Annotated in this window: 14 protein-coding genes; 7 read left to right on the top strand and 7 right to left on the bottom strand. The window is 71.8% G+C overall.

What is annotated here, in order from left to right; translation table 11 throughout:
• Nucleotides 1-4 precede the first annotated feature (4 nt).
• Nucleotides 5-1,381 (top strand): SagB family peptide dehydrogenase, encoded by a 1,377-nt coding sequence (locus tag CRM89_RS25915; RefSeq protein WP_086838819.1) that lies wholly within the window; start codon nt 5-7, stop codon nt 1,379-1,381.
• A gap of 86 nt (nt 1,382-1,467) precedes the next feature.
• Here CRM89_RS25915 and CRM89_RS25910 read toward each other — a convergent pair whose 3' ends face one another.
• The 6 genes from CRM89_RS25910 to CRM89_RS25885 are packed head-to-tail and all read right to left on the bottom strand — an operon-like array spanning nt 1,468 to nt 19,812.
• Nucleotides 1,468-4,971, bottom strand: coding sequence for a non-ribosomal peptide synthetase (locus tag CRM89_RS25910; protein WP_098086540.1), 3,504 nt, complete (start codon nt 4,969-4,971; stop codon nt 1,468-1,470).
• A gap of 7 nt (nt 4,972-4,978) precedes the next feature.
• On the bottom strand, nt 4,979-9,547 hold the full coding sequence (locus CRM89_RS25905; protein WP_098086539.1) for a non-ribosomal peptide synthetase: 4,569 nt from the start codon (nt 9,545-9,547) through the stop codon (nt 4,979-4,981).
• Nucleotides 9,544-14,649 (bottom strand): non-ribosomal peptide synthetase, encoded by a 5,106-nt coding sequence (locus CRM89_RS25900; RefSeq protein ID WP_098086538.1) that lies wholly within the window; start codon nt 14,647-14,649, stop codon nt 9,544-9,546. Before CRM89_RS25900 ends, CRM89_RS25905 begins: the two co-directional genes overlap by 4 nt.
• Before the next feature lie 18 nt (nt 14,650-14,667).
• Nucleotides 14,668-17,757, bottom strand: coding sequence for a nocobactin polyketide synthase NbtC (nbtC, locus tag CRM89_RS25895; RefSeq protein WP_098086537.1), 3,090 nt, complete (start codon nt 17,755-17,757; stop codon nt 14,668-14,670).
• Nucleotides 17,750-19,060 (bottom strand): polyketide synthase, encoded by a 1,311-nt coding sequence (locus tag CRM89_RS25890; protein ID WP_076573635.1) that lies wholly within the window; start codon nt 19,058-19,060, stop codon nt 17,750-17,752. The genes nbtC and CRM89_RS25890 overlap by 8 nt, the downstream gene beginning before the upstream one ends.
• A complete protein-coding gene (locus CRM89_RS25885) occupies nt 19,057-19,812 on the bottom strand; it encodes a thioesterase II family protein (protein ID WP_098086536.1) in 756 nt (251 codons plus the stop codon). The genes CRM89_RS25890 and CRM89_RS25885 overlap by 4 nt, the downstream gene beginning before the upstream one ends.
• A 143-nt stretch (nt 19,813-19,955) precedes the next feature.
• Here CRM89_RS25885 and CRM89_RS25880 point away from each other — a divergent pair, with 143 nt between their 5' ends.
• Nucleotides 19,956-20,636 (top strand): GNAT family N-acetyltransferase, encoded by a 681-nt coding sequence (locus CRM89_RS25880; RefSeq protein WP_098087126.1) that lies wholly within the window; start codon nt 19,956-19,958, stop codon nt 20,634-20,636.
• Nucleotides 20,637-20,690: 54 nt separating this feature from the next.
• Here the strand turns inward: CRM89_RS25880 and CRM89_RS25875 are convergent, their stop codons facing one another.
• Entirely contained in the window at nt 20,691-21,980 is a 1,290-nt protein-coding gene (locus CRM89_RS25875) for a SidA/IucD/PvdA family monooxygenase (protein WP_098086535.1), read from the bottom strand.
• A gap of 165 nt (nt 21,981-22,145) precedes the next feature.
• On the opposite strand from CRM89_RS25875, the gene CRM89_RS25870 reads away from it, so the two are divergent.
• From CRM89_RS25870 to CRM89_RS25850, 5 genes are all read left to right on the top strand, one after another.
• Nucleotides 22,146-22,616, top strand: coding sequence for a hypothetical protein (locus CRM89_RS25870; protein ID WP_098086534.1), 471 nt, complete (start codon nt 22,146-22,148; stop codon nt 22,614-22,616).
• A gap of 124 nt (nt 22,617-22,740) precedes the next feature.
• Nucleotides 22,741-23,448 (top strand): siderophore-interacting protein, encoded by a 708-nt coding sequence (locus tag CRM89_RS25865; RefSeq protein ID WP_011207290.1) that lies wholly within the window; start codon nt 22,741-22,743, stop codon nt 23,446-23,448.
• Nucleotides 23,449-23,520: 72 nt separating this feature from the next.
• A complete protein-coding gene (locus CRM89_RS25860) occupies nt 23,521-24,882 on the top strand; it encodes a hypothetical protein (RefSeq protein WP_228822120.1) in 1,362 nt (453 codons plus the stop codon).
• A 133-nt stretch (nt 24,883-25,015) separates the two neighbouring features.
• Nucleotides 25,016-25,636 carry an AmiS/UreI family transporter gene (locus tag CRM89_RS25855; protein ID WP_011207288.1) on the top strand — a complete coding sequence of 207 codons (621 nt, stop codon included), beginning with the start codon at nt 25,016-25,018 and terminating at the stop codon, nt 25,634-25,636.
• 58 nt (nt 25,637-25,694) lie between these two features.
• On the top strand, nt 25,695-26,732 hold the full coding sequence (locus CRM89_RS25850) for an aliphatic amidase (RefSeq protein WP_011207287.1): 1,038 nt from the start codon (nt 25,695-25,697) through the stop codon (nt 26,730-26,732).
• Nucleotides 26,733-26,741 lie beyond the last annotated feature (9 nt).

Here is a 26,741-nt window from a genome sequence, read left to right as displayed (position 1 = left end):
GGTTTTGCCTGCCGTCACATATCCCGACCAGACCAGATTCGCGCTGCGTGACGGCGTCACCTGTCTGACGACACCGGCCGGCGCGGTGCTGCTCGACCCGCCGCGCAACGAGAAGCTCACCGGTCTGGCGGCCGGGCAGCTGCGCGCGCTCAAGACCCTGAACCAGGGCCCGAAGACGGTCTCGGAGATGGCCGCGACCGCCGACGGCGCCGACGTGGCCACGCTGATGGACCGGCTCGCCGACGGCGGGTGGCTGTCGGTGACCATCCGCGACGGCGGGCGCGACCTCTACACCATCCGGCCCTTCGGGCAGCCCGCGCCGCGGCCGTCGGCGCCGCTGCCGTGGTCGGCGACGCTGTCGAAATTCGCGGTGTTGCACCGGGATTCCGAGGGGTTCGTGCTCGAGCATCCGCGGTCGTGGTGCGATCTGCGCATCCACGATCCGCGGCTGCTCGCGCTGCTGGACGGGCTCGGCGCGGCCGACGCCAACGTGCCGATCCCGATCAAGACCCAGTTCGTGGAGGACCTGCACTGGTGCGGGTTCCTGGTCGCCGACGAGTTCGCCGAGGACGCCGAGTTCGGCACCCGCAGCTGGAGTGCGCCGGACCTGTGGTTCCACCGCCGCAGCACGCTGGGCGAGCGGGTGGTGACCTGGGACCACTTCGGCCCGACCAAGTGGGCCAAGGGCAGTTTCCCGCAGCCGCCCGCGCGCAAACCGCAGTACCCGGGCGCGCCGGTGCCGTTGCCGGTGCCGGATCTGGAGGCGTTGCGGGTCGCCGACCCGAGCCTGGCGGCGGTGATGGAGGACCGGGTCTCGGTGCGCGCCTTCGACGACGCGCATCCGATGACCGTCGACCAGCTCGCCGAACTGCTGTATCGCACGGCGCGCACGCGGGGACACAAGCCCGCACCGGACGGGGAGGAACTGCTGTCGCGGCCGTATCCCTCCGGCGGCAGCGTCTACGAGCTGGAGCTGTATCCGGTGGTGCGCAATGTGGCCGGGCTGGCGTCCGGGATGTACCACTACGATTCGTTCGATCACGTGCTGCGCCCGGTGGCGCCCGCGGATTCGCCCGCGGTGAAGAAGCTGATCAAGTCGACCTCGGCGACCCTGGCCGACGGTGCCGAGCCGCAGGTGCTGATCGTGATGGGCGCGCGGTCCGGCCGGGTGATGTGGACCTACGAGCAGGTCGCCTACGCGGTGATCCTCAAGCACGTCGGCGTCCTCATGCAGACCATCTATCTCGCCGCCACCGCCATGGGGCTGGGTGCCTGCGCCCAGGGCTTCGGCGACACCGCCGCCTTCGTCAGCGCGGCGGGCGTCGACGAACTCGAGGAATGCAGCGTCGGCAGCATCATCATCGGCTCTCCCGCGACCTAGTTCCCCGCATCGACCGCTGTGTCGGCCGGGAGTACGGCTTGCTCTGATCCAGGGGCCCGGGGCGGGCGAGCCGCCCCGGGCGTCGCTCACATCTGAGCGAGGATCTCCTCGTCGGTCATCGCGGATACCTCGAGGTACATGCGGGCGACCTCGGTCAGCCGGTTCGGGTCGGATTCGCGCTCGGCCAGGCGGGTGGCGAGGGCGGCGATGGTGCGGCTGGCGAACAGGTCGGCGACCAGGGCGTGGTCGAGATCGAGCCATTCGCGGATCCGGGCGATGACCGTGGTGGCCAGCACCGAATCGCCGCCCATGCCGAAGAAGTCGTCGTGCACGCCGACGGACTCGACGCCGAGCACACCGGCGACGATGTCGGCGAGCGCGGCCTCCACGTCGTCGCGGGGGCTGCCGTCGACGTCCTCGCCGTCGACGCGCGGCTCGAGCAGGGCCACCACCGCGCGGCGGTCCAGCTTGCCGTTGGCGGTCAGCGGCATCTGGTCGAGGTACTCGATCCGGGTGGGAATCATGTAGGCGGGCAACAGGTGTGCGACGGCGCCGGTGATGTCGCCGATCTCCCCGCGCTCCCCCGCCACCGCGGCGACCAGCTTGGGTGCGCCCGCGCCGACGACGGCCGCGACCGCGTGCCGCACGCCCGGCACGGTGCGCAGCGCGCTCTCCACCTCGCCCAATTCCACGCGGTAGCCGCGGATCTGGACCTGGTGGTCGGCGCGGCCGAGGAACTCGATGGTGCCGTCGGGCCAGTAGCGGGCCATGTCGCCGGTCTTGTACCAGCGCATGCCGTCGTGTTCGACGAACCGTTCGGCCGTGCGCTCGGGATCGTTGCGGTAGCCCGCGGCGACATTGGCACCGCCCACCCAGAACTCACCCGGCACCCAGTCGGGGCAGTCGCGCCCGGCCTGCGAGACGACGCGGCAGCGCACATTGCGCAGCGGCACACCGAACGGCACGGTCGCCCAGTGCGCGGGCGGCTCGCCGACGACTTCGCAGATGGTGTTGTGGATGGAGGTCTCGGTGGCGCCGCCGAGGCCGGAGAACCGGCAGCCGGGCACCTGCCGCGCCAGCCGCCGGGCCAGGTCCGCGCCCACCCAGTCACCGCCGAGGGTGACCGCGCGCAGCGAGTCGCCCAGCTCGTCGCCGCCGATCTCGAGGATCATGTCGAGCATGCTCGGCACGCAGTTGAGGATCGTGACCCGGTGGTGGCGCAGCAGATCCACCCAGGTGGTCGCCTCGGCGCGGCGCTCGGCATCCACCGCGACGATCGAACCGCCGACGGCGAACATGCCGAAGATGTCGTAGACCGAGGCGTCGAACTCGAGCGCCGAGAGGGCGAGCACGCGGTCGGCGCTGCCCACCTCGAACCAGTCGTTGACCGCGTCGATGGTGTTCATCGCGCCGCTGTGCGGCACGTCGACGCCCTTGGGCACACCGGTCGAACCGGAGGTGAAGATGACGTAGGCGATCTCGGAGGTCGGCGGGATGTCGGGTGCGTCCAGCGGGGCCGCGTAGGCGCGGGCGGCGTCGATGGACAGCGTCGGGATCGGCACACCCAGGTCCGCGCCGGGCACGGTCAGCGCCGCCACGATGTCGCCGGTCCGCAGGATCTCGGCGCGCCGCCCGACCGGCTGATCGAAACCGATGGGCACGTAGGTCGCGCCCGCGGCGAGCACGCCGAGGACGGCCAGGATCTGATCGCGTCCCTTGGGCAGCTGCACCGCGACGGCGTCGCCGCGGCCGACGCCCTCGGCCCGCAGCGCGCCCGCGACGGCCAGCGCCTGGCCGGCCAGCTCGCCGTAGGTCCATCGGCCTTCGTCCGCGCCGATGCCCCACACCACCGCGGTGGCGTCGGGGTTCGCGGCGGCCCGGGTGAAGAAGCCTTCGTGCAGGCAGCGTCCGCTGACCGGGCCGTCGGTCGCGTTCACCGCGGCCCGCACCTCGGCCTGGGCGCGCGGCAGCCGGACGGCGGCCTCGGCCTGCCAGCCCGCCTCGCCCTCGCCGAGGCGGCCGATCGCCTCGGTGTAGCAGGCGAACATGGCCTCGATCATGCCGTCGGGGAAGGCGGATTCGCGCACGTCCCAGTTGAGCAGCAGGCCGCCGCGCACCTCGGTGACCTGGGCGTCGAGCAGCACCTGCGGGCCCTGCGAGATGATCCACACCGGCTCGCCGAAGGTTTCGGTGACCTTGTCGGCGAACAGTTCGCCGAGGTTGAGCGCGCTGGTGTAGACGACCGGCGCGAGCACCGGCTCACCGCGGTGACGGCCGAGGTCGCGCAGCATCTCGAGACCGGAGTAGGCGGTGTGCGCGCCGCTGTCGTGCATGCTGCGCTGCAGGGCACGGGCGCGGTCGGCGACCGTCATGTTCTCGGTGACGTCCACCTCGAGCATGATCGAGGAGGTGAAATCGCCGATCACCCGGTCGATGTCGGGGTGCACCGGTTCGCGGTGGAACAGCGGCACGTTCAGCAGGAAGCGACTCTGCGCCGACCAGCCGCCGATCACCTCGGCGAACACCGCCGCCAGCGCCATGGCCGGGGTGATGCCGCGTTCGTGGGCGGCCGCGAGCAGGCGCTGTTTGGCTTCGGGGGCCAGCCAGTGGTTGTAGCGGACGGTCCGGTGCGGGTCGGTGCGCTCGGCGACCGGCACGGTGGGCAGCTCGGGCGCGCCCGGCAGCTCCGGTAGGCGCTCCTGCCACCAGCGGCGGTCACGCTCACGGGCGGCCTCGTCGATCTGCCGTTCGGTGCGGTAGCGGCGGTAGCTGTAGCCCGGGGTGGGCAGGGTGGCGCCGTGGTAGAGGTCGGCGAGATCGGAGATCAGCACCCGGTAGCTCATGGCGTCGCCGGCGAGCATGTCGACGTCGAGGTGCAGGCGGGTGCTGTTCTCGTCGCGCAGCGTGAGGGTGATGTCGATGACCTGCCCGGCCTCGATGTCGAGCAGCTGGTGGGTCTTCTGCTCGCGCAGGTCCGCCAGGGCCGCCTCGGTCGCGTCGGCGTCGTGGTCGCGCAGGTCCACGACGCTGAACACCGGCTTGCCGGGGGCGGGCATGGTCTGCTGGGTGCCGTCGGGCAGGAAGCGGGTGCGCAGCATGGGATGCGCCGCGACCAGGTCGGCCACCGCCTTCTCCAGCCGCGCGGGATCGATACGGCCGCCGTCGAATTCGACGTAGAGGTGCGCGGCGACACCGCCGAGCTCCTGCTCGCCGGAGCGGCCGATCCAGTAGGCGTGCTGCATGGTGGCCAGTGGGAACGGAGCCGACTCGTCGGCGTCGGCCGCCGCCTGCTGCCCGGCGGGTTCCTCGGCGGCCACCGGTTCGGCGCCGTCACCCGCGCCGAGCAGGGCGTACCAGGCTTCGACGGTGGGTTCGGCGGCGAGCTGGGCGAAGTTGACGTCCACGCCCCGCTTGCGCCAGCCACCGGCCAGCTTCATCGTGCGGATCGAATCGAGTCCCAGTTGGATGAGATCGTCACCGTCGGCGATGTCCTCGACGGCGAGGCCGAGTTGCGCCGCGATCGCGGCGCGGACCTCGTCCTTGCCGATGCCCGCCGTGGCGGCGTCTCCCCGTTGCTGTGCCGACTCCATTCCGCTGTCACTCCTTGTCTGATGTCTGCTGTAGGGCGGCGGCCAGCGCCGCGATGCTGCGCTGCCACAGCTCGGCCAGGCGGTCGGCCTCGGCCGCGGTGAACAGGTCCGCGCTCCACCGCCAGTTGGTGCTCAGCTGCGGCCCTTCCGGTGTGCTGCCGACGGCGGCGATGACGTCGAGTGCGTACCGCAGCGGCAGGTCGGGTTCCGGGTCCAGCGGCAACGCCTCGTTGCGCGGCCCGGTGAGCAACGACCAGGGCGCACCGACGCTGCCGCTCAGATCGACCCGGCCCAGATAGTTGAACTCCACCTGCGGCTCGGCCCCGGTCCGCAGTTCGGCGGCGCGCGCGACGTACCGGAGCAGGCCGTAGTCGAGCCCCTGCTCCGGGATCGCGGCCAGGTGCGCGGTGACCGAATCCAGCAGCGCCCGACCCATTCTCGGGTCGGCCTCGACCCGGGCCAGGTCGACCGCGGCGGCACCGGTGCCGAGCCGTACCGGGAACACGCTGGTGAACCAGCCCAGCGTGTTGCTGGTGTCGGCGCCGAGGGTGGCATCGGCGCGACCGTGCCCTTCCAGGGCGATCAGCGCACCGGCGCCGGGATCGTCACCGCGTTCGACCCGCCAGCTCGCCAGCGTGAGGGTCAGTGCGGCGAGCAGGAATTCGCGCACCCCTTCGTCCCTGCCGAGGCCGGCCAGCACCTGTTCGGTGACCGCGACGGGGGTGAGTGCCGGGGTGACCCGCAGGCCGGACCAGGTGTCGGTGGCCGGATGCGGGTGACGGCGGCCCAGTGCCGGATCCGGGTCGCGCACCTGGCTCGCCCAGTAGTCGCGCTGGGCGAGCACCTGCGGCTCGGCCGCGCGCTGCCACATCAGCTGCGACCACCGGCGGTAGGAGGTGAACTCCGGCAACGTCTTCGGCGCGGCGCCGGACTCCACCGCCTGCCACGCCTCGGCGAGGCCGGCGAGCATGATGTGCCAGGACACCACGTCCACGGCCAGGTGGTGCACGGCCAGCAGCAGGATGTCCCCGTCCGGTGCGCCGGTGAACCACACCGCGCGCACCATCGACCCGGTGCGCGGGTCGATCGCGTCGTTGGCGGCGCGGGCGTGCGTCCGGATCGCGGCGTCGAGTTCGGCCTCGGTGGCGCCGGGCAGCTCGACCCGGGTGAGCAGATCGGCGGCGCGCACGACGCCGGGCTCGCGGGTGACCAGCCGCGGGCCGTCGGCGGTGTCGGCCTCCACCGCGCGCAGGGTGTCGTGGCCGTCGAGCAGGGCTTGCAGCACCGCCGCCAGCGTGGCGGGCGGCATCGCGGTCGGCACCCGCAGCAGCGCGGACTGGGTGAACCGGCGGTGGTTGCCGTACTCGTACATCCAGGACACCACCGGCAGCGGCGGCACCTCGCCGTATTCGGCGGCCTCGGCCGGACCGGCGATCTCGACGGCGGCGTCCACGGCGGCGGCGAGCTCGCGCACGGTCGGGGCGGACAGCACCATCCGCGGGCTCAGCGTGATGCCGCGCCTGCGGGCCTTGTTGACCAGCGAGATCGCGACGATGCTGTCCACGCCGAGGGCGAAGAAGTCGTCGTCGATGCCGGGGGCGGTGCCGTCGAACAACTCCGCGAACACCTCGCACAGCGCGCGCTCGGTGTCGGTGGTCGGCTCGGCCCGGTCGGCGCCGCCGCCGGCGAGCGCCTGTTCGGCGAGCGCGGTGAGCCGGTGGCCGTCGAGCTTGCCGTTGGCGTTCACCGGCAGCTGGTCGAGCACGACGATCCGGGCGGGCACCATGTAGGCGGGCAGGCGCTGGGCGAGCGTGGCGCGCAGCCGGGGGGCCTCGCCCGCCGACGCGGTGTCGCCGACGACGAAGCCGACCAGGCTCGCGCCGCCGGCGCGGCGCACCACCGTCACGGCGGCGGTCCGCACGCCGGGCAGCCTGCGCAGCGCGGTCTCGATCTCGCCGATCTCGATGCGGTAGCCGCGGATCTTCACCTGGTCGTCGGCGCGGCCGAGATAGGCGAAGCCGCCGTGCGGCAGGCGGCGCACGAGGTCGCCGGTGCGGTACATCCGGGCGCCGGGGCGCAGCGGGTCGGCGACGAACCGGTCCGCGGTGACCCCGGGCTTGCCGACGTAGCCGCGCGCCAGCTGCGGACCGGCCAGATACAGCTCGCCGACGGCGCCGCGCGGCACCGGCCGCAGCATGGAATCCAGCACGTAGCCCGCCATTCCGGCGTTCGGGGTGCCGATGGTGGGTGTCTCGTAGCGGCCGACCGGGGCGACGACGGCTTCCACCGTGGTCTCGGTGGGGCCGTAGCAGTTGTAGACGGCGGTGTCAGGCAACGCGCGCAGGCGATTCCACAGCGCGGTGTCGATCGCCTCACCACCGAGGGCCAGCACCGGCAGCCGCCGCTCCAGCAACCCGGCCGCGTCGAGCTGGGCGAGCATCGAGGGGGTGGTGTCGATCATGTCGACGCCGAATTCGGCCATGCCCGCCACGATCCGGCCCGCGTCGCGCATCTCCTCGGCGTCGAACAGGTGCAGTGCCTGGCCGTCGAGCAACCCGACCATCGGCTGCCAGGAGGCGTCGAAGCTGAGCGACCAGGCGTGCGCGATGCGCAGCGGGCGGCCGAGGCGTGCGGTGGCGGGCCGGTAGCAGCGGGCGCGGTGGTCGGCGAAATAGGCGGCCACCGCGGCGTTGGTGTCGGCAACGCCCTTGGGTTCGCCGGTGGAGCCGGAGGTGAAGATGATGTAGGCGCATTGCTCGGGATGGCGGGCGACGACGGGCGCGACGGGTTCCCGCGCTGCGATGCGCTGCCGGACCGCCGGATCGTCCAGTACCAGCGTCGGAACGTCACCGGCCGATGCCGCGGTGGCGGCCACGGTCAGGGCGAGCACCGGGGCGGCCTGGCGCAGGATGGAGTCGATCCTGGTCTGCGGCAGCGCGATGTCCACCGGCACATAGGCGCCGCCGGCCGCGAGCACGGCGAGGATCGCCACCAGCGACTGCGCCGAGCGCGGCAGCGTCAGCGCCACGACCCGTTCCGGGCCGACACCGTGCTCGGCCAGTTCACCGGCCAGCCGGGCCGCGGCGGCGTGCAGTTCGCGGTAGGTGACGCGGTCCCCCGCGCCGGTGGTGAGGGCGAGCGCGTCCGGGGTGCGCTCGACCTGGCGCTCGAACAGCTCCCAGATCGTCAGTCCCGCGACGTCGGCCAGGTCGGCCGCCTCGTCGGCGGACGACGTCGCCGCTGTCCCGCCGAACTCGGCCCGCTCGGCCGGGGTGAGGATGTCGAGCGCGTCCGGGGTCAGCGACCTCGAGTCGGGTAGCGCGCGCAGCACCGCCAGCAGGCGTTCGGCGATGTCGGCGGGCGAGAAGTACGGCAGCGCTTCGGGAATCGCCTCCACCAGCACCAGCAGTTCGGGTCCGTCGAGGTGTGCGACGACCGTGAGCGGGTAGTGCGCCAGGCTCTCCATCTCGACCGGGCGGAACCGCGCGCCGTCGGGCGCGGTGACGGTCTGGATGGCGTCGCCGATGGGGGCGTTCTCGAAGACGAACAGCGTGTCGAACAGCGTGCCGTGCCCGGCCGCGCGCTGCACGGCGGACAGGCTCAGGTAACCGATGTCGCGCATGGCGGCGCTGTCGCGCTGCATCCGCACGCACTGCTCGACCACGGTGGTGTCGCGGTCGAGATGATGCACGACCGGGACGGTGTTGATGAACAGCCCGACCATGCCCTCCACCCCGGGCAGCTGATCGGGCCGCCCGGAAATGGTGGTGCCGAACACGACGTCGCGGCGGTCGGTGAGCCTGCCGAGCACCACCGTCCAAGCGAACTGGACGGCGGTGGCCAGGGTGAGTCCGTTGGCCCGCGCCCACTGCTGCAACCGCTCGTTCTCCGCCGCCGACAGCCGGACCGCGGTGGTTTCCGGCACGGCGCCGCGCACCTGCGCCGAGCCGTCGGCGAGCATGAGCGCGCCGTTCAGTCCGGACAGGTACTCGACCCACCGTGCGGTCGCCGCGGCGGTGTCCTGTCCGGCCAGCCACGCGATGTAGTCGCGGTAGGGGCGCGCGGCGGGCAGCACCGACAGGTCACCGCCCGACCGGTAGACGGCGAGCAGTTCGGTGAAGAACACCGCGACCGCCCAGCCGTCCATGAGGATGTGGTGGGCGGTGAGGATCATCCGCCTGCGCGCCTGCTCGGGCACCTCCAGCAGCACGATCCGCAGCGCGGGGCCGCGGCTCAGGTCGAAGGGCCTGCGCCGCTCGGATTCGGCGATGGTCGCGAATTCCGCCGGCTGCGCCTGCCGTTCGGTCCACGGCAGCTCGGCGTGGCTCGGCACGATCTGCACCGGCTTGGGCACGTCGCGATCCCAGAACGCCGCCCGCAGGTTGGGGTGGCGGTCCAGCATGGCCTGCGCGCTGCGGCGCAGCAGCGCGACGTCGAGCGGTCCGTCGATGTCGACCACGAACTGCATGGTGTACAGGTCGAGGTCGTCGCCGCCGACCCGCGCCAGGGAGAACAGTCCCTCCTGGAGCGGGCTCAGCGCCAGCACGTCCTCGATCTGCGGCGTGGCCCCGGTCACGACTGGGCCTGCCAGGAGGCGGTGAGCGCGGCCAGTGCGTCCGAGTCGAGGCCGGACGCGCTCATCGGCGCGGACTCCGGCTGCGGCGCGGCCGTGGATTCGGCCTGCGCATCCACCGGTCCGGCGGCGTCGACCGCGGCGGCCAGCTCGGCGATCGTCATGTGCTCGAACACCAGCTGCGGGGTGAGGGCGAGGCCGAGCGCCGCGGCCCGCGCGGACCACTGGATGGAGATCACGCTGTCGCCGCCGAGGGCGAAGAAGTTGTCCTCGGGTTCGACATCGGTGATGTCGAGCAGTTCCTCGAGCAGCTGGATCAGCGTGCGCTCGGTCTCGACCGAACCGCCGGACACCGCGCCCGCGCCGGCGGTGTCCCGCGGCGCGGGCGGGGCGAGCAGCCGCTCGAGTTCCTGCGGTGGCAGCACCCGCAGTTCGGAGACCTTGCGGTCGGGGTCGGCGGCGAAGGCGGCGAGCGTGGCGCGCAGGGCGTCGGCGATCGAGCGCGCGGTGGCCGGCTCGTAGAGGTCGGCGTTGACGACCACGCGCACCTCCAGGCTGCCGTCCACCCCGACGTTCAGGCTCAGGTTCAGATCCAGGAACGAGATGTCGAAATCGGTCGGCAGCACGGTGAGCGTGGTGTCGCCGGATTCGCTCAACGCGGTGGGCGCCGGCGCCCAGTCCGCGCCACGGAAGTGGATCATGCTCTGGAACAACGGATTACGCGAGCGCGAGCGCGGCGGGTTCAGCGCCTCCACCAGTCGCTCGATCGGCAGTTCCTGGTGGGCGTGCGCGTCGAGTACCACGTCGCGGCTGCGCGCGATCACGGTGCGCAGGGTGGGATCGCCGGCGAGGTCGTTGCGCAGCACCACCATGTTGGCGAACAGGCCGACGAGCGTGCCGACCGCGGGCTCCACGCGGGCCGCGACCGGCGTGCCGAGGGCGATGTCCGTGCCGCCGCCGAGGGTGTGCAGCAGCGTCGCGACGGCCGCCTGGTAGAGCATGAATTCGCTGACGCCGCTCTGCTTGGCGAGGCCCTCGAGGGCGGCGCGCTCGGCCGCGGGCACCACGAAGGTGACCACCTCGCCGCGCTTGCCGAGCACCGGCGGGCGCGGGCGGTCCGGTGCCACCGAGATCTCGTCCGGCAGCCCGGCCAGCACACCGTGCCAGTGCTCGATCTCGGCGCGGGCGAATTCGCTGGGCGCACCGGCGGGTTCGTGGTCGAACGCCGCCCGCTGCCACAGCGCGTAGTCGGCGTACTGGATCGCGGGCGCGGCCCACCGCGGCGCGCTCCCGGCCACCCGCGCCCGGTAGGCGGTGATCAGGTCGTCGAGGAAGATGCCCAGCGAAGCGTGGTCGGCGACGATGTGGTGCACCAGCAGCGAGAGCACGTGAGTGCGCGGCCCGAGCACCAGCAGGGTGGGCCGGATCAGCGGCTCGGTCTCGACGCTGAACAGGTAGCCGCGCAGCTCGTCGAGGGTGGCGTCCAGGTCCTCCTCGCTGGTCGCCAGCACCGGCAGTTCGATCTGCAGGCTCGGGTGCACCAGCTGATACGGCACGCCGTCGTGCTCGGGGAAGTTGGTGCGCAGCGCCTCGTGCCGGGCGACGATGTCGTTGAGGGCGGCCGCGAGCGCGGTGGTGTCGAGGTCGCCGTCGATGCGCATGGCGAAGGGCAGGTTGCCCGCCACGCTCGCGCCCTCCATGCGGTACTGGAACCACATGGCCAGCTGCGAGTACGACAGCGGAATGCGTTCCGGTCGCTCCGCGGCGACCAGCGGCGGCCGCGCGGACCCGCCGGGCAGCGCCCCCTCGGCCTCGACGAAGTCGATGTCGGCACCGACGAATTCGGTGTCCGCGCCGTCGAAGTCGGCGTCCATCGAGTCCAGGTCGATGTCGAACTCGTCGCGGAACCGGGCCACCAGGCGGGCGGCCAGGCCCGCCGCGGTGGGCGTGTCGAAGATCGCGCGCACGTCGAGCTCGATGCCGAACTCGGCGCGGATCTGCGCGACCAGCCGGGCGGCGAGCAGCGAATGCCCGCCGAGTTCGAAGAACGAGTCGTCGGCACCGACCCGCTCCATCTTGAACAGGTGCCCGAAGATGGCGCAGAGGCGTCGCTCGGTCGCGGTGGCGGGCTCACGGAAGCTGCGCTCCACGGCCGGGGTGGGCGCGGGCAGGGCCCGCTTGTCCAGCTTGCCGTTGACCGTCAGCGGGATCTCCGGGATCACCGCGAACGCGCTGGGCACCATGTACTGCGGCAGCACCGCCGCGGCGTGCGCGCGGACCTCCTCGAGATCGATCTCGCCACCGGCGATCTCGTCGGCGGCGGGCACCACGTAGGCGGCCAGCATCGGGCCGACGGCCGGGTCCTCGGCCACGACGACCACGCAGTGACCGACCGCGGGATGGGTGGCGACGGCCGCCTCCACCTCGCCGAGCTCGATGCGGAAACCGCGCACCTTGACCTGCTCGTCGGCCCGGCCGACGAACTCCAGCTCACCGAAGTGGTTGCGGCGCACCAGGTCACCGGTGCGGTACAGCCGGGCACCGGGGTTGAAGGGGTCGGCGACGAAACGCTGCGCGGTCAGTTCGGGGCGGCCGAGGTAGCCGCGGGCCAGCTGGTCGCCGCCCAGGTACAGCTCGCCGACCACGCCCGCGGGCACCAGCTGCAACGCCTCGTCGAGCACGTAGGTGTAGACGTTGCGGTTGGGGACGCCGATCGGCACCACCCCGGTACCCTGCGGACCTTCCACCGGCATGTGGGTCGAGCACACCACCGCCTCGGTGGGACCGTAGTGGTTGCGCAGTTCCGCGTCGAAGACGCCGGCGAACTTGTCGGCCACCTCGCCCGGCAGCGCCTCGCCGCCGACCGGGACGTGCCGCAGCGCCCGCCATTCGCTGACCTCGGGCAGCAGCAGGAACGTGCTCAACATGGACGGCACCATGTGCAGCACGGTGACGCCGCGGCGGGTGATGAGGTCGGCGACATAGGCGATGTCGCGGAACGCGTCCGGCTTGGGCACGATCAGCCGGGCGCCCAGCGAGAGCGTGACGAACAGGTCGAGCAGCGAGGCGTCGAAGCTCACCGAGGAGGACTGCAGCAGCCGGTCCTCGGCGGTCATGCCCCACTCCGCGGTGAAGCTCTCCACGTGCTCGGCGATGGCCGCGTGCGGTACGGGCACGCCCTTGGGCTTGCCGGTGGAGCCGGAGGTGTAGATGACGTAGGCGAGGTTGCCGGGCAGCAACGGGCGCACCCGGTCGGCGTCGGTGGGCGCGGTGTCGGGCAGGTCGGCGGCGGCCGACTCGGCGGCGGCGAACTCGACCGGGCCGAGCACCAGGGCGGGTTCGGCGTCTTCCACCAGGTACTCGATGCGGTCCTCGGGGTAGGCCGGATCGATCGGCAGGTAGGCGGCGCCGGACTTGAGCACGGCGAGCATGGCGACCACGAACTCCACCGAGGTGGTCATCCGCAGGCCGACGATGTCCTCGGTGCCGATGCCCTCGGCGATGAGCAGTCGCGCCACCCGGTTCGCGCGGCGGTGCAGCTGGTCGTAGGTGAGTTCGGTGTCGTCGGAGACGAGCGCGAGGTCGCCGGGGCGCTGGGCGGCGGCGCGCTCGAGCAGCGCCACCATCGTGGTGGCCGGTGCGGGCACCAGTTCGCCGTGCGACTGCTCGAGCACCGCGGCGCGATCCTCGGGGCTGAGCATCGCCAGGTCGGCGAGGCGGCGGGTGGGCTCGCGCAGGGCGCTGTCGAGCAGGTGCAGGTAGTGCCGCAGCAGCTGCTCGACCAGTTCGGCCGACAGCACGTCGGTCTGGTATTCGAGTTCGAGCAGCGCGCCGGTGGATTCGAGCACCACGGCCAGCGCCAGCGGCACCTGCGCGGTGGGCGCGCCCAGCTCCAACTGCTGGGCGGTGACCCCGCGCAGCGCGAAGGCGTCGGAGCCCTTGCGCACGCTGAAGCCCAGCCGCACCAGCTGGTCCATGCCGTCGCGGCCGGCGACCCGCTCCGGGTTCGCCTCGCGCACCACCCGGTCGATGCCGACGCTCTGGTGGGCGAAGCCGTTCAGGCAGGTCTCCCTGGTCGCCTCGACCAGGCCGGTGAAGCTGTCGTGCGGGCGCACCGCGGCGCGCAGCAGCAGGGTGTTGCCGAAGTAGCCGATCAGGCCCTCGGTGGCGGCGCGGCGGTTGGTGACCGGCACCGACACCAGGAAATCGGTGGCGGCGGTGTAGCGGTGCACGAGGGCGTCGAAGGCGGCCAGCAGCACCATGAACGGCGTCGCCGACCGGTCGCGGGCGAAGGCGTCCACGCGGTTCATCAGGTCGGCGGGCAGCGCAAGGGTGCGGCGCTCGGCCTGGGTGGAGGGTTGCGACGGCGCCGAGCCGGGCAGTTCCAGCGGCTCGGGCAGCGGGCGCAGGCTCGCCCGCCAGTACTCGACGTCGGCCTCGGCCGGCTCGTCCGGTCCGGCGAGCACCTCGGCGGCGACGAACTGCGCGGGCGCGGCGCCCGGCTCCGCGCCGTTGTAGGCGGCGTTGACCTCGGCGAAGAACACCGGCCACGATTCGTCGTCGAAGGCGATGTGGTGCACGACGAGCACCAGTACGTGCTCCTCGGCACCGGTGCGCACCAGGGTGGCCCGCAGCGGGGTCTCGGCGGCCAGCTCGAAGGGCCTGCCGAACTCCCGGCGCGCCAGCACCTCGACGCGGCGCGCGCGGCCCTGCTCGGGCAGGTCGGTGAGGTCGTGCGACTGCCAGGCGAGCACCACGTCGTCGGTGAACACCTGGTACGGCTCGCCCTGCTCGTCCACCCCGTAGGTCGTGCGCAGCAGGTCGTGGCGCGCCACCACGGTACCGAACGCCTCGCGCAGCCGCTGCTCGTCGAGCGCGCCGGTGAGCCGGTAGGCCAGGCAGATGTTCAGGGTGGTGTCGGCGGCGTCCCTGGTCTGCAGGAACCACATGCGCCGCTGACCGGGCGAGAGCGGGTACCGCTCGCCCGCCTGGGCCCGCTGCGCGTCCGATTCGGCCGTGGCCAAACCGCTTTCGCGCAGCCGCCGCTGCAACAGCAGCTTGCGGCGCTCCAGCACGGACAGGTTCGCGGCATCGGTGTCTGACATGAATCTGGCCCCTCAGCCCTAGTTGGTGTTCTCTGCCATGAGCGCGACGACGTCGTCCAGCGACGCACCGCCCAGGATCGCCGCGACCGGCAGGTCGCGATCCAGTTCCGCCTTGACGCGCTTGCGGAAGTCCAGCGCCTGCAACGAGTCCAGGCCCAGCGCCACCAACGGCACGGAGCCGTCGATGGATTCGGAGCCGTCGGTGCCCATCACCTTGTGCAACTGCGTGAGCATCCGCTCGGCCAGCGGCCGGTCCGCGGCGGCGGGTGCCGCCGGTTGTTCGGTGACCACCGGCTCGACCACGTCCGGCTCGGGCGCGGACGCCGCCGCCGGAGCGGCGATCTCGGGCAGCACGCTGCCCTGGCCGAAGGTGTCGAGCACCTCACGCAGGAACGCCCAGTCCGCGGACATGATCATCGCGTCACCCCACGGGCCGGCCAAGCCCGCGGTGATCGCGTCCCCCGGCGCCATCGGGTGGACGCCCGCGTCGGCGACCCGGGCGAAGCCCGCCTCGTCCAGCGGCCCGGCGACACTCCACAGGCCCCATTCGATCGAGATGGCGTCGCGGCCCTGCGCGCGCAGCCGGCGCGCCAGGATGTCGAGCATCCGGTTGGTCACCGCGTAGAGGATCTGACCGCGACCGCTGAGCGTGGCGGCGGTCGACGAGCACAGCAGGATCCGCTGCTGCTCGGTGAACGGCACGATGTCGAGCACGGTGCCCAGGCCGAGCACCTTGGAGCCGGCCGCCTCGGTGACCATCTCGGCGGTGATGTCGGGCAGTTCGGCGTCGACGTAGTTGACCGCCGCGTGGATGAGCAGGCTGACCGGCGCCGACTCGATGGTCGCGGCGAAGCGCTTGACCGCTTCGGCATCGGACACGTCGCAGGCCTCGACCACGATCTCGGTGCGGCCGAGGCGGCGCAGCCGGTTCAGTTCACCGGCGACGCGCTCGGTCTCGCCGGACCGGCTCACCAGCGTGACCCGGCCCGCTCCGGCGTGGGCGAAGTGCTCGCAGAACCGCAGCCCGAGTTGTCCGGTGCCGCCGACGATCAGCACATGCGACAGGTCGGTGTCGGCGGCGCTCGCGTCGGTGGCCGGGTCGACGACCAGGCGCTTGACGTAGAGCTTGCCGCCGCGCAGGGCCAGTTCGCATTCGCCTGCGGTGTGCACGGCGGTGACGATGCGGGCCGCCTGGTCGGGCCCCGCGCCCGCGGCGAGGTCGAGGTGGCGCAACAGGATGCCGGGCCGTTCGATGCCCGCGCTGCGGTAGCCCGCGGCGACCGCGCCGTGGAACAGGTGCGGCACCGGGTCGTCGGCGAGCACGCTCTCCCCGCCGGTGGTCACCAGCCAGCACTGCCCGCCCGGGCCCAGCCGGTCGAGCGCGGGCACCCAGGCCCGGTCGGCGAAGAACGCGGCGAAGTCGTCGAGCGCCGCGGCGCCGTCGGTGTCGGGCAGCTCGGGCAGCAGGACGACGGCGGTGTCGAACTCCGGCAGGTCACCGGCGAGCGCGGCGGCGTCCAGCACGGTCGCGGTGGCCCCGTGCCGGTCGGCGGCGGCGACCAGGGCATCGGCCAGCTCGGCGCAGCGGCCGGTGTGGTCGACCACGGCCAGTGTGCGCGGTGCCAGCATCGACCGCTTGTCCAGCGGAATCCAGGTCTCCACCAACCGTTCCGGTGCGGGGGCGGCGTCCGGCTGCGGCTCGGCGGCGGGCAGGTCCGGCCCGGCCCACAGCCGCCTGGGGTGCATGATCGTGTGCGGGAAGTCGCGCAACGGCGGCCTGGGTGCGGCGCCGTCGTCGGTCCGCAGCGCGTCCCACCGGTAGTCGAGGTCGTGCACGGCGATGGTGGCGAGATTCCTGGTGAATTCGGCCAGGCCCTCGGCGGTGCGCAGCGAGGTACCGAGCACCTTGACGTCGCGGCCGAGCGGCAGCTTCTCCCGCGGCACGAGGGTCAGGTTCTCCTGCAACGCCAGTTGCAGCACCGGGTGCTCGGCGACCTCGATGAGGGTGTCCACCCCGTCGGTGACGGCGGCGACCACCGCGCGGTCGAACCGCACGCGGTTGCGCAGGTTCCAGTACCAGTAGTCACGATGGGTGAGGTCGGGGGTGATCGCGGCGCCCAAAGTGGCGCCGTAGCAGGGGATCTCGCTGGCCGTGAAGCACTCGCCGCTCATCTCGTCGCCGAGGAAGGACATGAAGTGCTCGCGCAGTTCGGCCACGATCGAGGTGTGCGCCGGATAGGAGACCTTGATCTCGCGGGCGAACTGCCCGCGCGCGGTGGCGAGTTCGACCATGTCGACGATGGTGTCGCGGTCCCCGGAGATGGCCAGGATGTGCGGGGCGTTGACCACCGACAGCTCGGCCCAGCCGGAATGGCGGGCCAGCAGCGCTTCGCATTCCTCGCGGTCCATGCCGAGCACCGCCATCGAGTAGCCGCGCGGCGAGATCCGCTCCACCAGGCGCGCCCGGTGGGTCACCGCGAGCACGGAGTCGCGCAGCGTCATCACCGCCGACACCGCGCCCGCCGCCAGCTCGCCCTGGCTGTGGCCGACGGTGGCGGCCGGTTCCACGCCCGCGGCACGCCACATCGCGGCCAGGCCGTACATGTGGAACATCAACGCGGGCTGCACTTCCCACACGGTGTCCTGGTACCTGCCCTCGTCACCGAGCAGGTAGTGCAGCGGCTGGTCGTGCTCGAACCGCTCCCGGTGGATCGCGGCGCAGGCGTCCACGGCGGCCCGGTAGGCGTCGGAGACGTCGTAGTACAGCCGGCCCATGCCGGGCCGCTGGCTGCCCTGACCGGGGAAGACGAACCCGATGCGGCGCGCACTCGCGGCACCGTCACCGGTCACGACCACCCGCGAGGGCGTGTCCGCGACGACGGCGCGCAGCCCGTCGAGCAGTTCCTCGCGGGTGCGCACCATCGCCAGCGCGCGGTAGCGGCGCGCGACGCGGGTGCGAAAGAGCATCTCCGCCACGCGCTCCGGGCTCACCCGCGGATGCTCGTCCAGGTAGGCCAGCACGGCGGCGGCCTCGGCACGCACGCCGTCGGCGGTGTCGGAGGAGATCAGGACCGGCACGGTCCCGTCGGGGAGCAGGTAACTAGACATCGCTGTCCTCCTCGAGCACGGGCATCGCGACGATCGCGTGGGCGTTGGTGCCTGCCACGCCGAAGGAGGACACCGCGCCGTAGCGCACGCCGTCGATCGGCTTCCACGGCTGTGCTTGCGCGGCCAGCCGCAGGGTGGTGGCGTCCCAGTCGACCTCCGTGGTCGGGCGGTCGGCCCACAGGGTCGGGGCGATCTCGCCGTGCAGCCCGCACAGCAGCAGCTTGATCAGGCCGAGCATGCCCGAGGCCGCCTGGGCGTGCCCGACGTTCGACTTCACCGAGCCGAGCAGGGTGTTCGCGCCGGGCGCACCGTAGGTGGCGCCGAGCGCGGTGAGCTCGAGCGGGTCACCGACGGGGGTGCCGGTGCCGTGGCCCTCGACCAGCCCGACGAGTTCGGGTTCGATCCCCGCGACGGCGAGGGTGTCACGCACCAGCCGTTCCTGGGCGGTCGCGTTGGGCACGGCCAGCGGCGCGCCCTTGCCGTTGTGGTTGATCCGGGAACCGAGCAGTTGCCCGTAGATGCGGTGGCCCTGCGCGAGCGCGCGCGACTGCCGCTCCAGCACGACCACCCCCGCGCCCTCGCCCCACAGGGTGCCGGTGGCGTCCGCGGCGTAGGGGCGGCAGTGGCCGTCGGTGGCCAGCGCGTTGTTCTTGGAGAACTCGTAGAACGCACCCGGGGTGCCCATCACGCACACCCCGCCCGCCAGCGCCCAGTCGCATTCACCCGCGCGGATGGCGGCGGCGGCCTGGTGCACAGCGGTCAGTGAGGAGGCGCATGCGGTGTCGACGCTGACCGAGGGGCCGATCAGGCCGAGCGCGTGGGAGATGCGTCCGGCGACCGCTCCCAGCGCGGTGCCGGTGGCGCGGAAGCCGCTGTAGTCGTTGACGGCGGAGGCGCGCGGCCCGTACTCGATCATCGACACGCCCATGTAGCAGCCCACCGACGCGCCGTCGAGGCCCGCCGGGTTCAGCCCGGCGTGCTCGAGCGCGCGCCAGGCCACCCGCATGCCCACCCGCTGCTGCGGGTCCATCGCCACCGCCTCGCGCGGGGTGATGCCGAAGAACATGGCGTCGAATTCGGTGGCGCCGGTGAGGAAGCCGCCCGCGTCGCGCACCGGCGACCAGCCCTCCCGGCGGCCGAGCGCGAAGATCTCGGCCAGCGGCCACTCCCGGTCCCGCGGGAACGGTCCGATCAGTTCGGTGGCGCTCGCCAGCGCGGACCAGTACTGCGGCAGGGTCTCCACGCCGCCGGGCGCTTCCACGCCCATGCCCACGATGACGATCGGATCGTCGGCGGCGCTCACGCGACCGAGCTCTTTTCCGGCACGAGCAGTACGGCGATGCCCTCGACGTGGTCGTTGAGATAGAAGTGGTTGCCCGCGAACAGGGTCACCGCCACCTCGGCGCTGCTGTGCGCGGACCAGGCGTAGAGGTCGCGCGGGGCGACGAAGGGGTCGTCGTCGCCACCGAGCACCCGCACGGGGGCGGCGATGCGCACGTCGGCCGGGCAGGCGTAGGCGTCGAAGGCGCGGTAGTCGGCCTTCATCACCGGCAAGGCCATGCGCAGCACGTCGCGGCTGCCCATCACCTCGGCGCCGGTGCCGTTGAGCGCGGTCATGTGGTCGAGGAGTTCCTCGTCCTCGGTGGGATGGCCGGGCAGCTCGGCGATGCGTCCTGGCGCGGCGGCCGAGGAGGCGGCGAGCAGCCGCACCGGCAGGCCCGCCGCTTCGGCCAGGCGCACGAACTCGAAGGCCACGATCGCGCCCATGCTGTGCCCGAACACCGTCAGCGGCGCGCCGGTGTGGTGCGCGGACTCCCGGAAGGCGGCGAGGGTGCCCTCGGCCAGCTCCGGCAGGGTCTGGGCGGCGGCCTCGCGCGCCCGGTCCTGGCGGCCGGGGTACTGCACCACCACGACGTCGAAGTTCTCGGAAAGCGTCTTGGCGAAGGCCCGGTAGGCCGAGGCGCCCGCGCCCGCGTGCGGGAAGACGATCAGTGGTGGCAGGGAATCGGATCGTGGCGCTTGGAATTGCCTGAGCCAGCCGAGTTCTCGTGCCATCTTGCGTCTCCCTACACGCCGCCGACATCGCATCGACGGTCGGATCAAAATCAATCTGCTCGCGTTAGTATAGGCTAGCCTTACCGAATCGGATGACCAAGGTTCGGATGACCAAGGTGACGAGCGAACGGAGCACGACGTCGATGAACCCGACCGGGACACCGCGTGTCGAAACGACATCCCGGCTGGCACGCGAGCTGACCGACATCCCGGACGAGGTTCGCCGGGCTCCCGCACCGGTGGTGCCCGAATTCGGTGCTCCCTACTCGCTGCGCGTGGTCGACGCCGACGGTTCGGATCCGGCGATGATCACCGAGTGGATGTCGCGCCCGCACCTGGTGCAGACCTGGGAGCAGGACTGGCCGCTGGAGCGCCGCCTGGACAACCTGACCGCCCAGCTCGCGGGCACCTACTCGCGCCCCTGCGTGCTCGGCGTCGACTTCGCCGCGCTCGACCGGCCCGAGATCGGTCACCGCGAGGTCGCCTACGTGGAGCTGTACCGCCCGGCCAAGGACGAGATCGGCCGGCTCTACCACGCGGGCCCGCGCGACATGGCCTTCCACATCGCCACCGCCGAGACCGTGCTGCTCGGCAAGGGCGTCGTCTCGGGCTGGATCGGCCTGCTGCCCGGCGCGGTCTGGGCTGCCGAACCCGAATGCCGCAGGCTGCTCTGCGATCCCGATCATCGCAACCTCCCGATGCGCAAAGCGCTGGAGAAGAACGGCTGGCAGTTGCTCGGCGAGTTCGACGTGCGCCCGGACCGCCGGATCGCGCTCTACGTCCTGCCCCGCGAGCCGCAGGACATGCCCGCCCTCCGGGCCTGACCCCACCGACCGAGCGGGCCCGCCCGGAAGGCGTTCCGGACGGGCCCGCTCGTGTCACTGCGCGGCGAGTTGGCGCGCGCCCGCCCGCACCCGCGCGGGCTCCGCGCGCAGCACCCGATCGGAGAGTTCGCCGAGGCAGCTGAGATTCGGAAAGCCGGGCCCCTGCGCCAGCGCCGCCATGTTGGGCAGGTACAGCTTGGCGCCGAGCCCGGTCACCGCCAGGTCGTAGCCGATCGAGGATTCGATGCGCTGCTGGGTGAGCGGGCCACCGACGGCCAGTTCGAGCAGGTCGGCGGATTCGCTGTCGAACAGGTCGAGGAACCACAGCGGTTGCCCACCGGTGGCGTCGACGACGAGGTCGAAGTTGTGCACCTGATCGGCGCGCATCTCGTTGCGCAGGGTCACCGCGACGCCGTCGCCCTGCCCGACGATCCGGGTCACCCGGCCCTGCAGGTGATGAACCCGGTTGTCGCCCAACAGGCTTTCCTGCACCCGCACCGAGAACACGCCCCGGTCGGTGCGCCGGATGACGTCGCGCCGTTCCTGGATGCTGAGCGCGTTCCACTTGGCCGGGTCGCTGAACAGCGAGTTCTCGAAGTAACTTTCGCCGCGGGTGTAGATGGTCGCCATCGGGGAGATCACCGAGATGGTGAGCATTTCGTGGCGCACCAGTTCGTCCAGCGCCGAACCCGCCGTCTCGCCACCGCCGATCACCGCGGCCCGCGAGCTGATCGGCAGCTTGCGCTTGCCCGCCAGATCCCAGAATTCGGCGATGCTCAGCACCCGAGGATGTTTCGCCAGCGCCTTGGTGCTCTGGCCGGGCCCGGTGATCATCAGGCCGTCGGCCTCGAGTTCGGTGGTCGCGCCGTCGGCGCCGGCCACCTCGACCGACCAGCCCGCACCGCCGTCGGTGGGCCGCTGCCGGATGGTGCGCACCTTGCCGAGCACCAGCTCGAGGTCGATCTTGCGGGCCACCCACTGCAGGTACTTCGCCCACACGTGGTGCTGCGGGCTCGGCCTGCCGCGGTCGATCCATTCGGCGTAGGTGCCGTGCTCGACGAGGAACGAGGTCCAGCTGAACGCCATCATGGCCTCGTTGATCTCGCGATTGTGGCCGCGTGCCCACGTGGAGTGGTAGGGGAAACCGATGTCCTTCTCCGGGCTGGTGCCCAGCCGGTGCCGCCCGTCGGTCCAGCCACCGCTGGCGAGCCAGTTGCCGCCGACCGCGTGTGCCTCGACGGCGATCACGCGTGGCGCGGACAGTCCGAGTTGGCGCAACACGTGCGACTTCGCCGCCACCGCCAGGGCTTTCGGCCCCGCGCCGACTACCAGAAGTGTCTCCACTCCGCTCTCCCACTCTCTCGCGAGCGCCGTCCGGCGTCCGTATCCGTCGTCGCGCCCGCTGTCGCGAACCCGCCGGTTCATATTTGCATAGGCTTACCTTATATTGCTTCCCGGGTGCCAGGCATCACCGGAGCACCCACCCACGAAAGATTGGATGGAACACCCATGCTCAGCACCGCGCACAAGAAGGTCGTCACGCTCGCCGCCGCCGCTCTGATCGGCGCGTTCGGCGCCGCGACCGTGGCCGCCCCGGCCACCGCCGCCCCCGTCACCGCACCCCTGCGGGCCCAGGCCCCGAGCGCAGGCGAGCTGAAGGCCAAGCTGCAGACCGCGATCAACACCGGCGCCGCGCCCTCGGTCCGCGCCGCCGAACTGGAAGCAGGCGAAGCGGGCCTGCCGCTGATGGACCAGGTCGCCGCCGCGATGGCCGCCACCCCGCCCAGCTTCCGCTGGACCATCCTCGGCCCCACCAGCGTCAGCGGTGACACCCTCACCGCCCAGTTGCAGACCGCGGTCGACGGCTTCGACCCCTTCTACTTCGATCTGACCTGGGTGCAGATCGACGGCACCTGGAAGCTGACCCGCGAGTCGCAGTGCACCGTGGCCAGCGTCGCCTTCCTGCCCTGCACCGTCTAGCCGCGCCCGGCTCCGACGACGACATCGGCGAGGACCCCCGGCACACCCGGGGGTCCTCGTCGTTTCCGGATCGGATTTCCCGCGGGTGCGACAAATCAAGTGTCGTTAGGCTAACCTTAGTCGCATGGGTAAGGGATTCAACGGAGTTCTGGTCAAGGCCTGGGGCGGCGACGACTACACACTCACCGTCACCTCCAGCGAATACGTGACCGACAAGTACATCCGCCTCGGCTTCACCGGCGGCGGACTGCTCGCCAACCACCCGGTGCACCCGACCCAGTGGATCAGACTCTGGATCCCCGACGAACACAGCGACAAGCTGCACCATCGCGGCTACACGCTGGTCGACCAGGATCCGGAGGCCGACCGGTTCTTCATCGAATTCGCCCTGCACGGCGGGCCGGCCTGCCGGTGGGCCGAACGCGCGGCCGTCGGCGACACGCTGGACGCCACCGTGCTCGGCTCCAACTTCAGCCTCCCCGAGACCACGCCGAGCGAGTACGTCGTCTTCGGCGACACCGCCTCGCTGCCCGCGATCAACACCCTGCTCGACGCCATCGGCGACACCCCCGCCCGGGTGTGGCTGGAGTGGCAGTACGAGTCGGACCAGAAGCTGCCGCTGCGCAACAAGCCGCACCACCAGGTGACCTGGCTGCAGCGGGTGGACGACGGCAGGCTGCTGCGCGAGGCCGCACAGGAGATGAGCTGTCCGGCCGACGCGTTCGCCTGGGTGGCCTGCGACGGGCACACCACCCGCTCGATCGTCAAGACGCTCAAGCACGCCCACGGCCTGCCGAAGACGGCCATCAAGTACCAGGCGTACTGGAAGTAGGCCCCGCGATCGGCGAAGCTGATCCGGCGTGGGCGGCACCGGGCCGCTTGTGACCGGAATCGAGTGCGGACCATGTCGACCCTCGACGTCATCCTCGTCGTCCTCACCCTGATCTTCGCCGCTCTCGCGGTGGCAGCGCCGCGCATCGGGGTGCGCGCACTGCCCGTCGCGGTGCCGCTGCTGCTCGCGGGCTGGCTGGGCCAGTGGTTGCTCGAAGGCTTCTACTGGCAGTTCCTGCCGGCGCTGTTGCTCGCCGTCGCCGCGGCCGTTCTCGCGGTCCGCCAGGGCATCCGGCCGCGCACCGGGGTGATCGCGGTGTCGGCACGTGTCGTGGTCGGGATCTGGGCGGTGGTGGCGGTCCTCGCCCTCGCGCCCGCCCCGGTGCCCGAATTGCCCGCGCCCACCGGTCCATACGCCGTCGGCTCGCAGATCTATCGCTGGGTCGACGAGCAGCGCGCGGAACCGACCGCACCCGGCAAGCGCCGCAATGTCGTTGTGCAGGCCTGGTATCCGGCGGATCAGCGGTCCGGCCGGCGATACGTCTACATCGACGGGTACGACCGGCTGCCCGGCAGCGTGTCCGGCATCCCCGGCGCGCTCATGCGCGGCTACGGACGGATCGACACCCACGCCACGACCGACGTGCCGGTCTCCGGCGCGCGCGAGCGGTGGCCGGTGGTGCTGTTCTCCCCCGGTTACGGTGCACCGCGGGCCTTCTACACCGGCCTGGTCGCCGATCTGGCCAGTCGCGGCTTCGTCGTGCTGGCCGTCGACCATCCCTTCGAGTCGGCGGTGACCGAACTGGCCGACGGCCGCCTCGCCACCACCGTCGCGACCGGCACCGACGACGACCTGACCGACGAGCAGCGCACCAGGGCGGCGGACCTGCGCTACGTCCTCGACCAGCTCACCGGACCGGACCTCCTCGGCCCACTCGCCGACCGGATCGACACCGGACACATTGCGGCGGTGGGTCATTCGTTCGGCGGCGCGGCCGCGCTGGCGGTCCTGGCCGAGGACCCGCGCGTGGCCGCCGCGGCCAACATCGACGGCACGCTCTACGGCGATCTGCCCGGCCGCACCCTGACCCGCCCGGTCCTGCTGGTGGAGAGCGACCGCGCCGAAACCGGCCATTCCGATCGCTACCTCGACGGCAACGGCGCTCTCCTCGCCCGCCTGGCCGCGCCCGGCCACCGGTACACCGTCACCGGGGCCAACCATTTCGGCTTCACCGACGTCCCCTTCTTCCTCGTCCCGCCCGCGCAGGCGGTCCTCGGCCGGTTCGTCGGTGGCCCGCGCGAGCCCGCCGACACCCACCGCACCACCGTCGCCCTGCTCGACGCCTTCCTCCGCGAGCCGCTCGGCGACCCGGCGGTCGATATCGCCGCGACAGCCGCCGGACTCGACGGGGTCACCGGCGGCCGCGTTCGATAGCACCAGCGCATAACCCGCCGTCGTGCCGGCCGTCTCGACCAGCATTCGGGCTGCCGCCCACCCCTTGACACCGTGATCCGGCTCACGTACTTTCCGATGAAATCATTTCAGATGAAACGGATTGGAGCGCGAGATGGGCGCGGTCGGTCTGCTCTACGTCGGAGCCGTCCTGTTGGTCAACGGGCTGATGTTGCTCGAGGTGGTGCCCGCCCGGTCGGCGGCGATCCTGAACCTGTTCGTCGGCGCGCTGCAGTGCGTGCTGCCGACGGCCCTGCTGATCCAGGCCGCGGGTGACCCCGCCGCGGTGCTCGCCGCCTCGGGGCTGTACCTGTTCGGGTTCACCTACCTCTACGTCGGCATCGGTACCTTCCTGGACAGTCCGCCCCAGGGGCTCGGCTGGTTCTCCGGTTTCGTCGCGGTGGCCGCGCTGGTCTACGCCGCGGTGGCGTTCACCCGCACCGACGATCCCGTCTCCGGGGTGATCTGGCTGGCCTGGGCGGTGCTGTGGAGCCTGTTCTTCCTGGTGCTCGCCCTGGGCCGGGAACAGCTGACCCGCGTCACCGGGTGGGCGCTGATCCTGCTCAGCCAGCCGACCTGTTCCCTGCCCGCCTTCCTCATGCTCACCGGCAACTTCCATCCCACCGCCGGGCTGGCCCTGGTCTGGGCCGCCGGACTGGCCGCCGCGCTCGCGCTGGCCTGGCTGCTCGGCTCCCCCAGCCGCACGCATCGGGCGCCACAGCCCGCCTACCACTGAACCAGCCCGCCAACCACTGAACCCCGCGAAAACCCCACCCCTACAAAGGAGTAGAACCATGCGACACGGCGATATCTCGTCCAGCCCCGACACCGTCGGCGTGGCCGTCGTCAACTACAAGATGCCGCGGCTGCACACCAAGGCCGAGGTGCTCGACAACTGCCGCCGCATCGCCGACATGCTCGTCGGCATGAAATCCGGCCTGCCCGGCATGGACCTGGTGGTGTTCCCCGAGTACTCCACCCAGGGCATCATGTACGACGAGCAGGAGATGTACGACACGGCGGCGACCGTGCCCGGCGAGGAGACCGCGATCTTCTCCGCCGCCTGTCGCGAGGCCGGGGTGTGGGGCGTCTTCTCCATCACCGGCGAACAGCACGAGGACCATCCGCGCAAACCGCCCTACAACACCCTGGTGCTGATCGACGATCACGGCGAGATCGTGCAGAAGTACCGCAAGATCCTGCCGTGGTGCCCGATCGAGGGCTGGTACCCCGGCGACACCACCTACGTCACCGAGGGGCCGAAGGGCCTGAAGATCTCGCTCATCGTCTGCGACGACGGCAACTACCCGGAGATCTGGCGCGACTGCGCGATGAAGGGCGCCGAGCTGATCGTGCGCTGCCAGGGCTACATGTATCCGTCCAAGGATCAGCAGGTGCTGATGGCCAAGGCGATGGCGTGGGCCAACAACTGCTACGTCGCGGTCGCCAACGCGGCCGGATTCGACGGCGTCTACTCGTATTTCGGGCATTCGGCGCTGATCGGCTTCGACGGCCGGACCCTGGGCGAGACCGGCGAGGAGGAATACGGCATCCAGTACGCGCAGCTGTCGATCTCGGCCATCCGCGACGCCCGCGCCCACGACCAGTCCCAGAACCATCTGTTCAAGCTGCTGCACCGCGGCTACTCCGGCGTGCACGCGGCCGGTGACGGCGATCGCGGCGTGGCCGACTGCCCCTTCGAGTTCTACAAGCTGTGGGTGACCGACGCGCAGCAGGCGCGCGAGCGGGTGGAGGCGATCACCCGCGACACCGTCGGCGTGGCCGACTGCCGGGTCGGCTCGCTGCCGGTCGAGCAGACGCTGGAAGCCTGAGGGGCGCCG

This window comes from Nocardia sp. FDAARGOS_372 (assembly GCF_002554515.1).
GTDB lineage: Bacteria > Actinomycetota > Actinomycetes > Mycobacteriales > Mycobacteriaceae > Nocardia > Nocardia farcinica.
The sequence above is the reverse complement of the archived record's forward strand: the minus strand, read 5'-3'. Positions and strand labels throughout refer to the sequence as shown.

Excerpts from the sequence above, each read along its gene's own strand:
- CRM89_RS25910 (WP_098086540.1), bottom strand. The coding sequence starts at position 4,971 with ATGGAGTCGGCACAGCAACGGGGAGACGCCGCCACGGCGGGCATCGGC.
- CRM89_RS25900 (WP_098086538.1), bottom strand. The coding sequence starts at position 14,649 with ATGTCAGACACCGATGCCGCGAACCTGTCCGTGCTGGAGCGCCGCAAG.
- nbtC (WP_098086537.1), bottom strand. The coding sequence starts at position 17,757 with ATGTCTAGTTACCTGCTCCCCGACGGGACCGTGCCGGTCCTGATCTCC.
- CRM89_RS25885 (WP_098086536.1), bottom strand. The coding sequence starts at position 19,812 with ATGGCACGAGAACTCGGCTGGCTCAGGCAATTCCAAGCGCCACGATCC.
- CRM89_RS25880 (WP_098087126.1), top strand. The coding sequence starts at position 19,956 with ATGAACCCGACCGGGACACCGCGTGTCGAAACGACATCCCGGCTGGCA.
- CRM89_RS25870 (WP_098086534.1), top strand. The coding sequence starts at position 22,146 with ATGCTCAGCACCGCGCACAAGAAGGTCGTCACGCTCGCCGCCGCCGCT.
- CRM89_RS25865 (WP_011207290.1), top strand. The coding sequence starts at position 22,741 with ATGGGTAAGGGATTCAACGGAGTTCTGGTCAAGGCCTGGGGCGGCGAC.
- CRM89_RS25860 (WP_228822120.1), top strand. The coding sequence starts at position 23,521 with ATGTCGACCCTCGACGTCATCCTCGTCGTCCTCACCCTGATCTTCGCC.
- CRM89_RS25855 (WP_011207288.1), top strand. The coding sequence starts at position 25,016 with ATGGGCGCGGTCGGTCTGCTCTACGTCGGAGCCGTCCTGTTGGTCAAC.
- CRM89_RS25850 (WP_011207287.1), top strand. The coding sequence starts at position 25,695 with ATGCGACACGGCGATATCTCGTCCAGCCCCGACACCGTCGGCGTGGCC.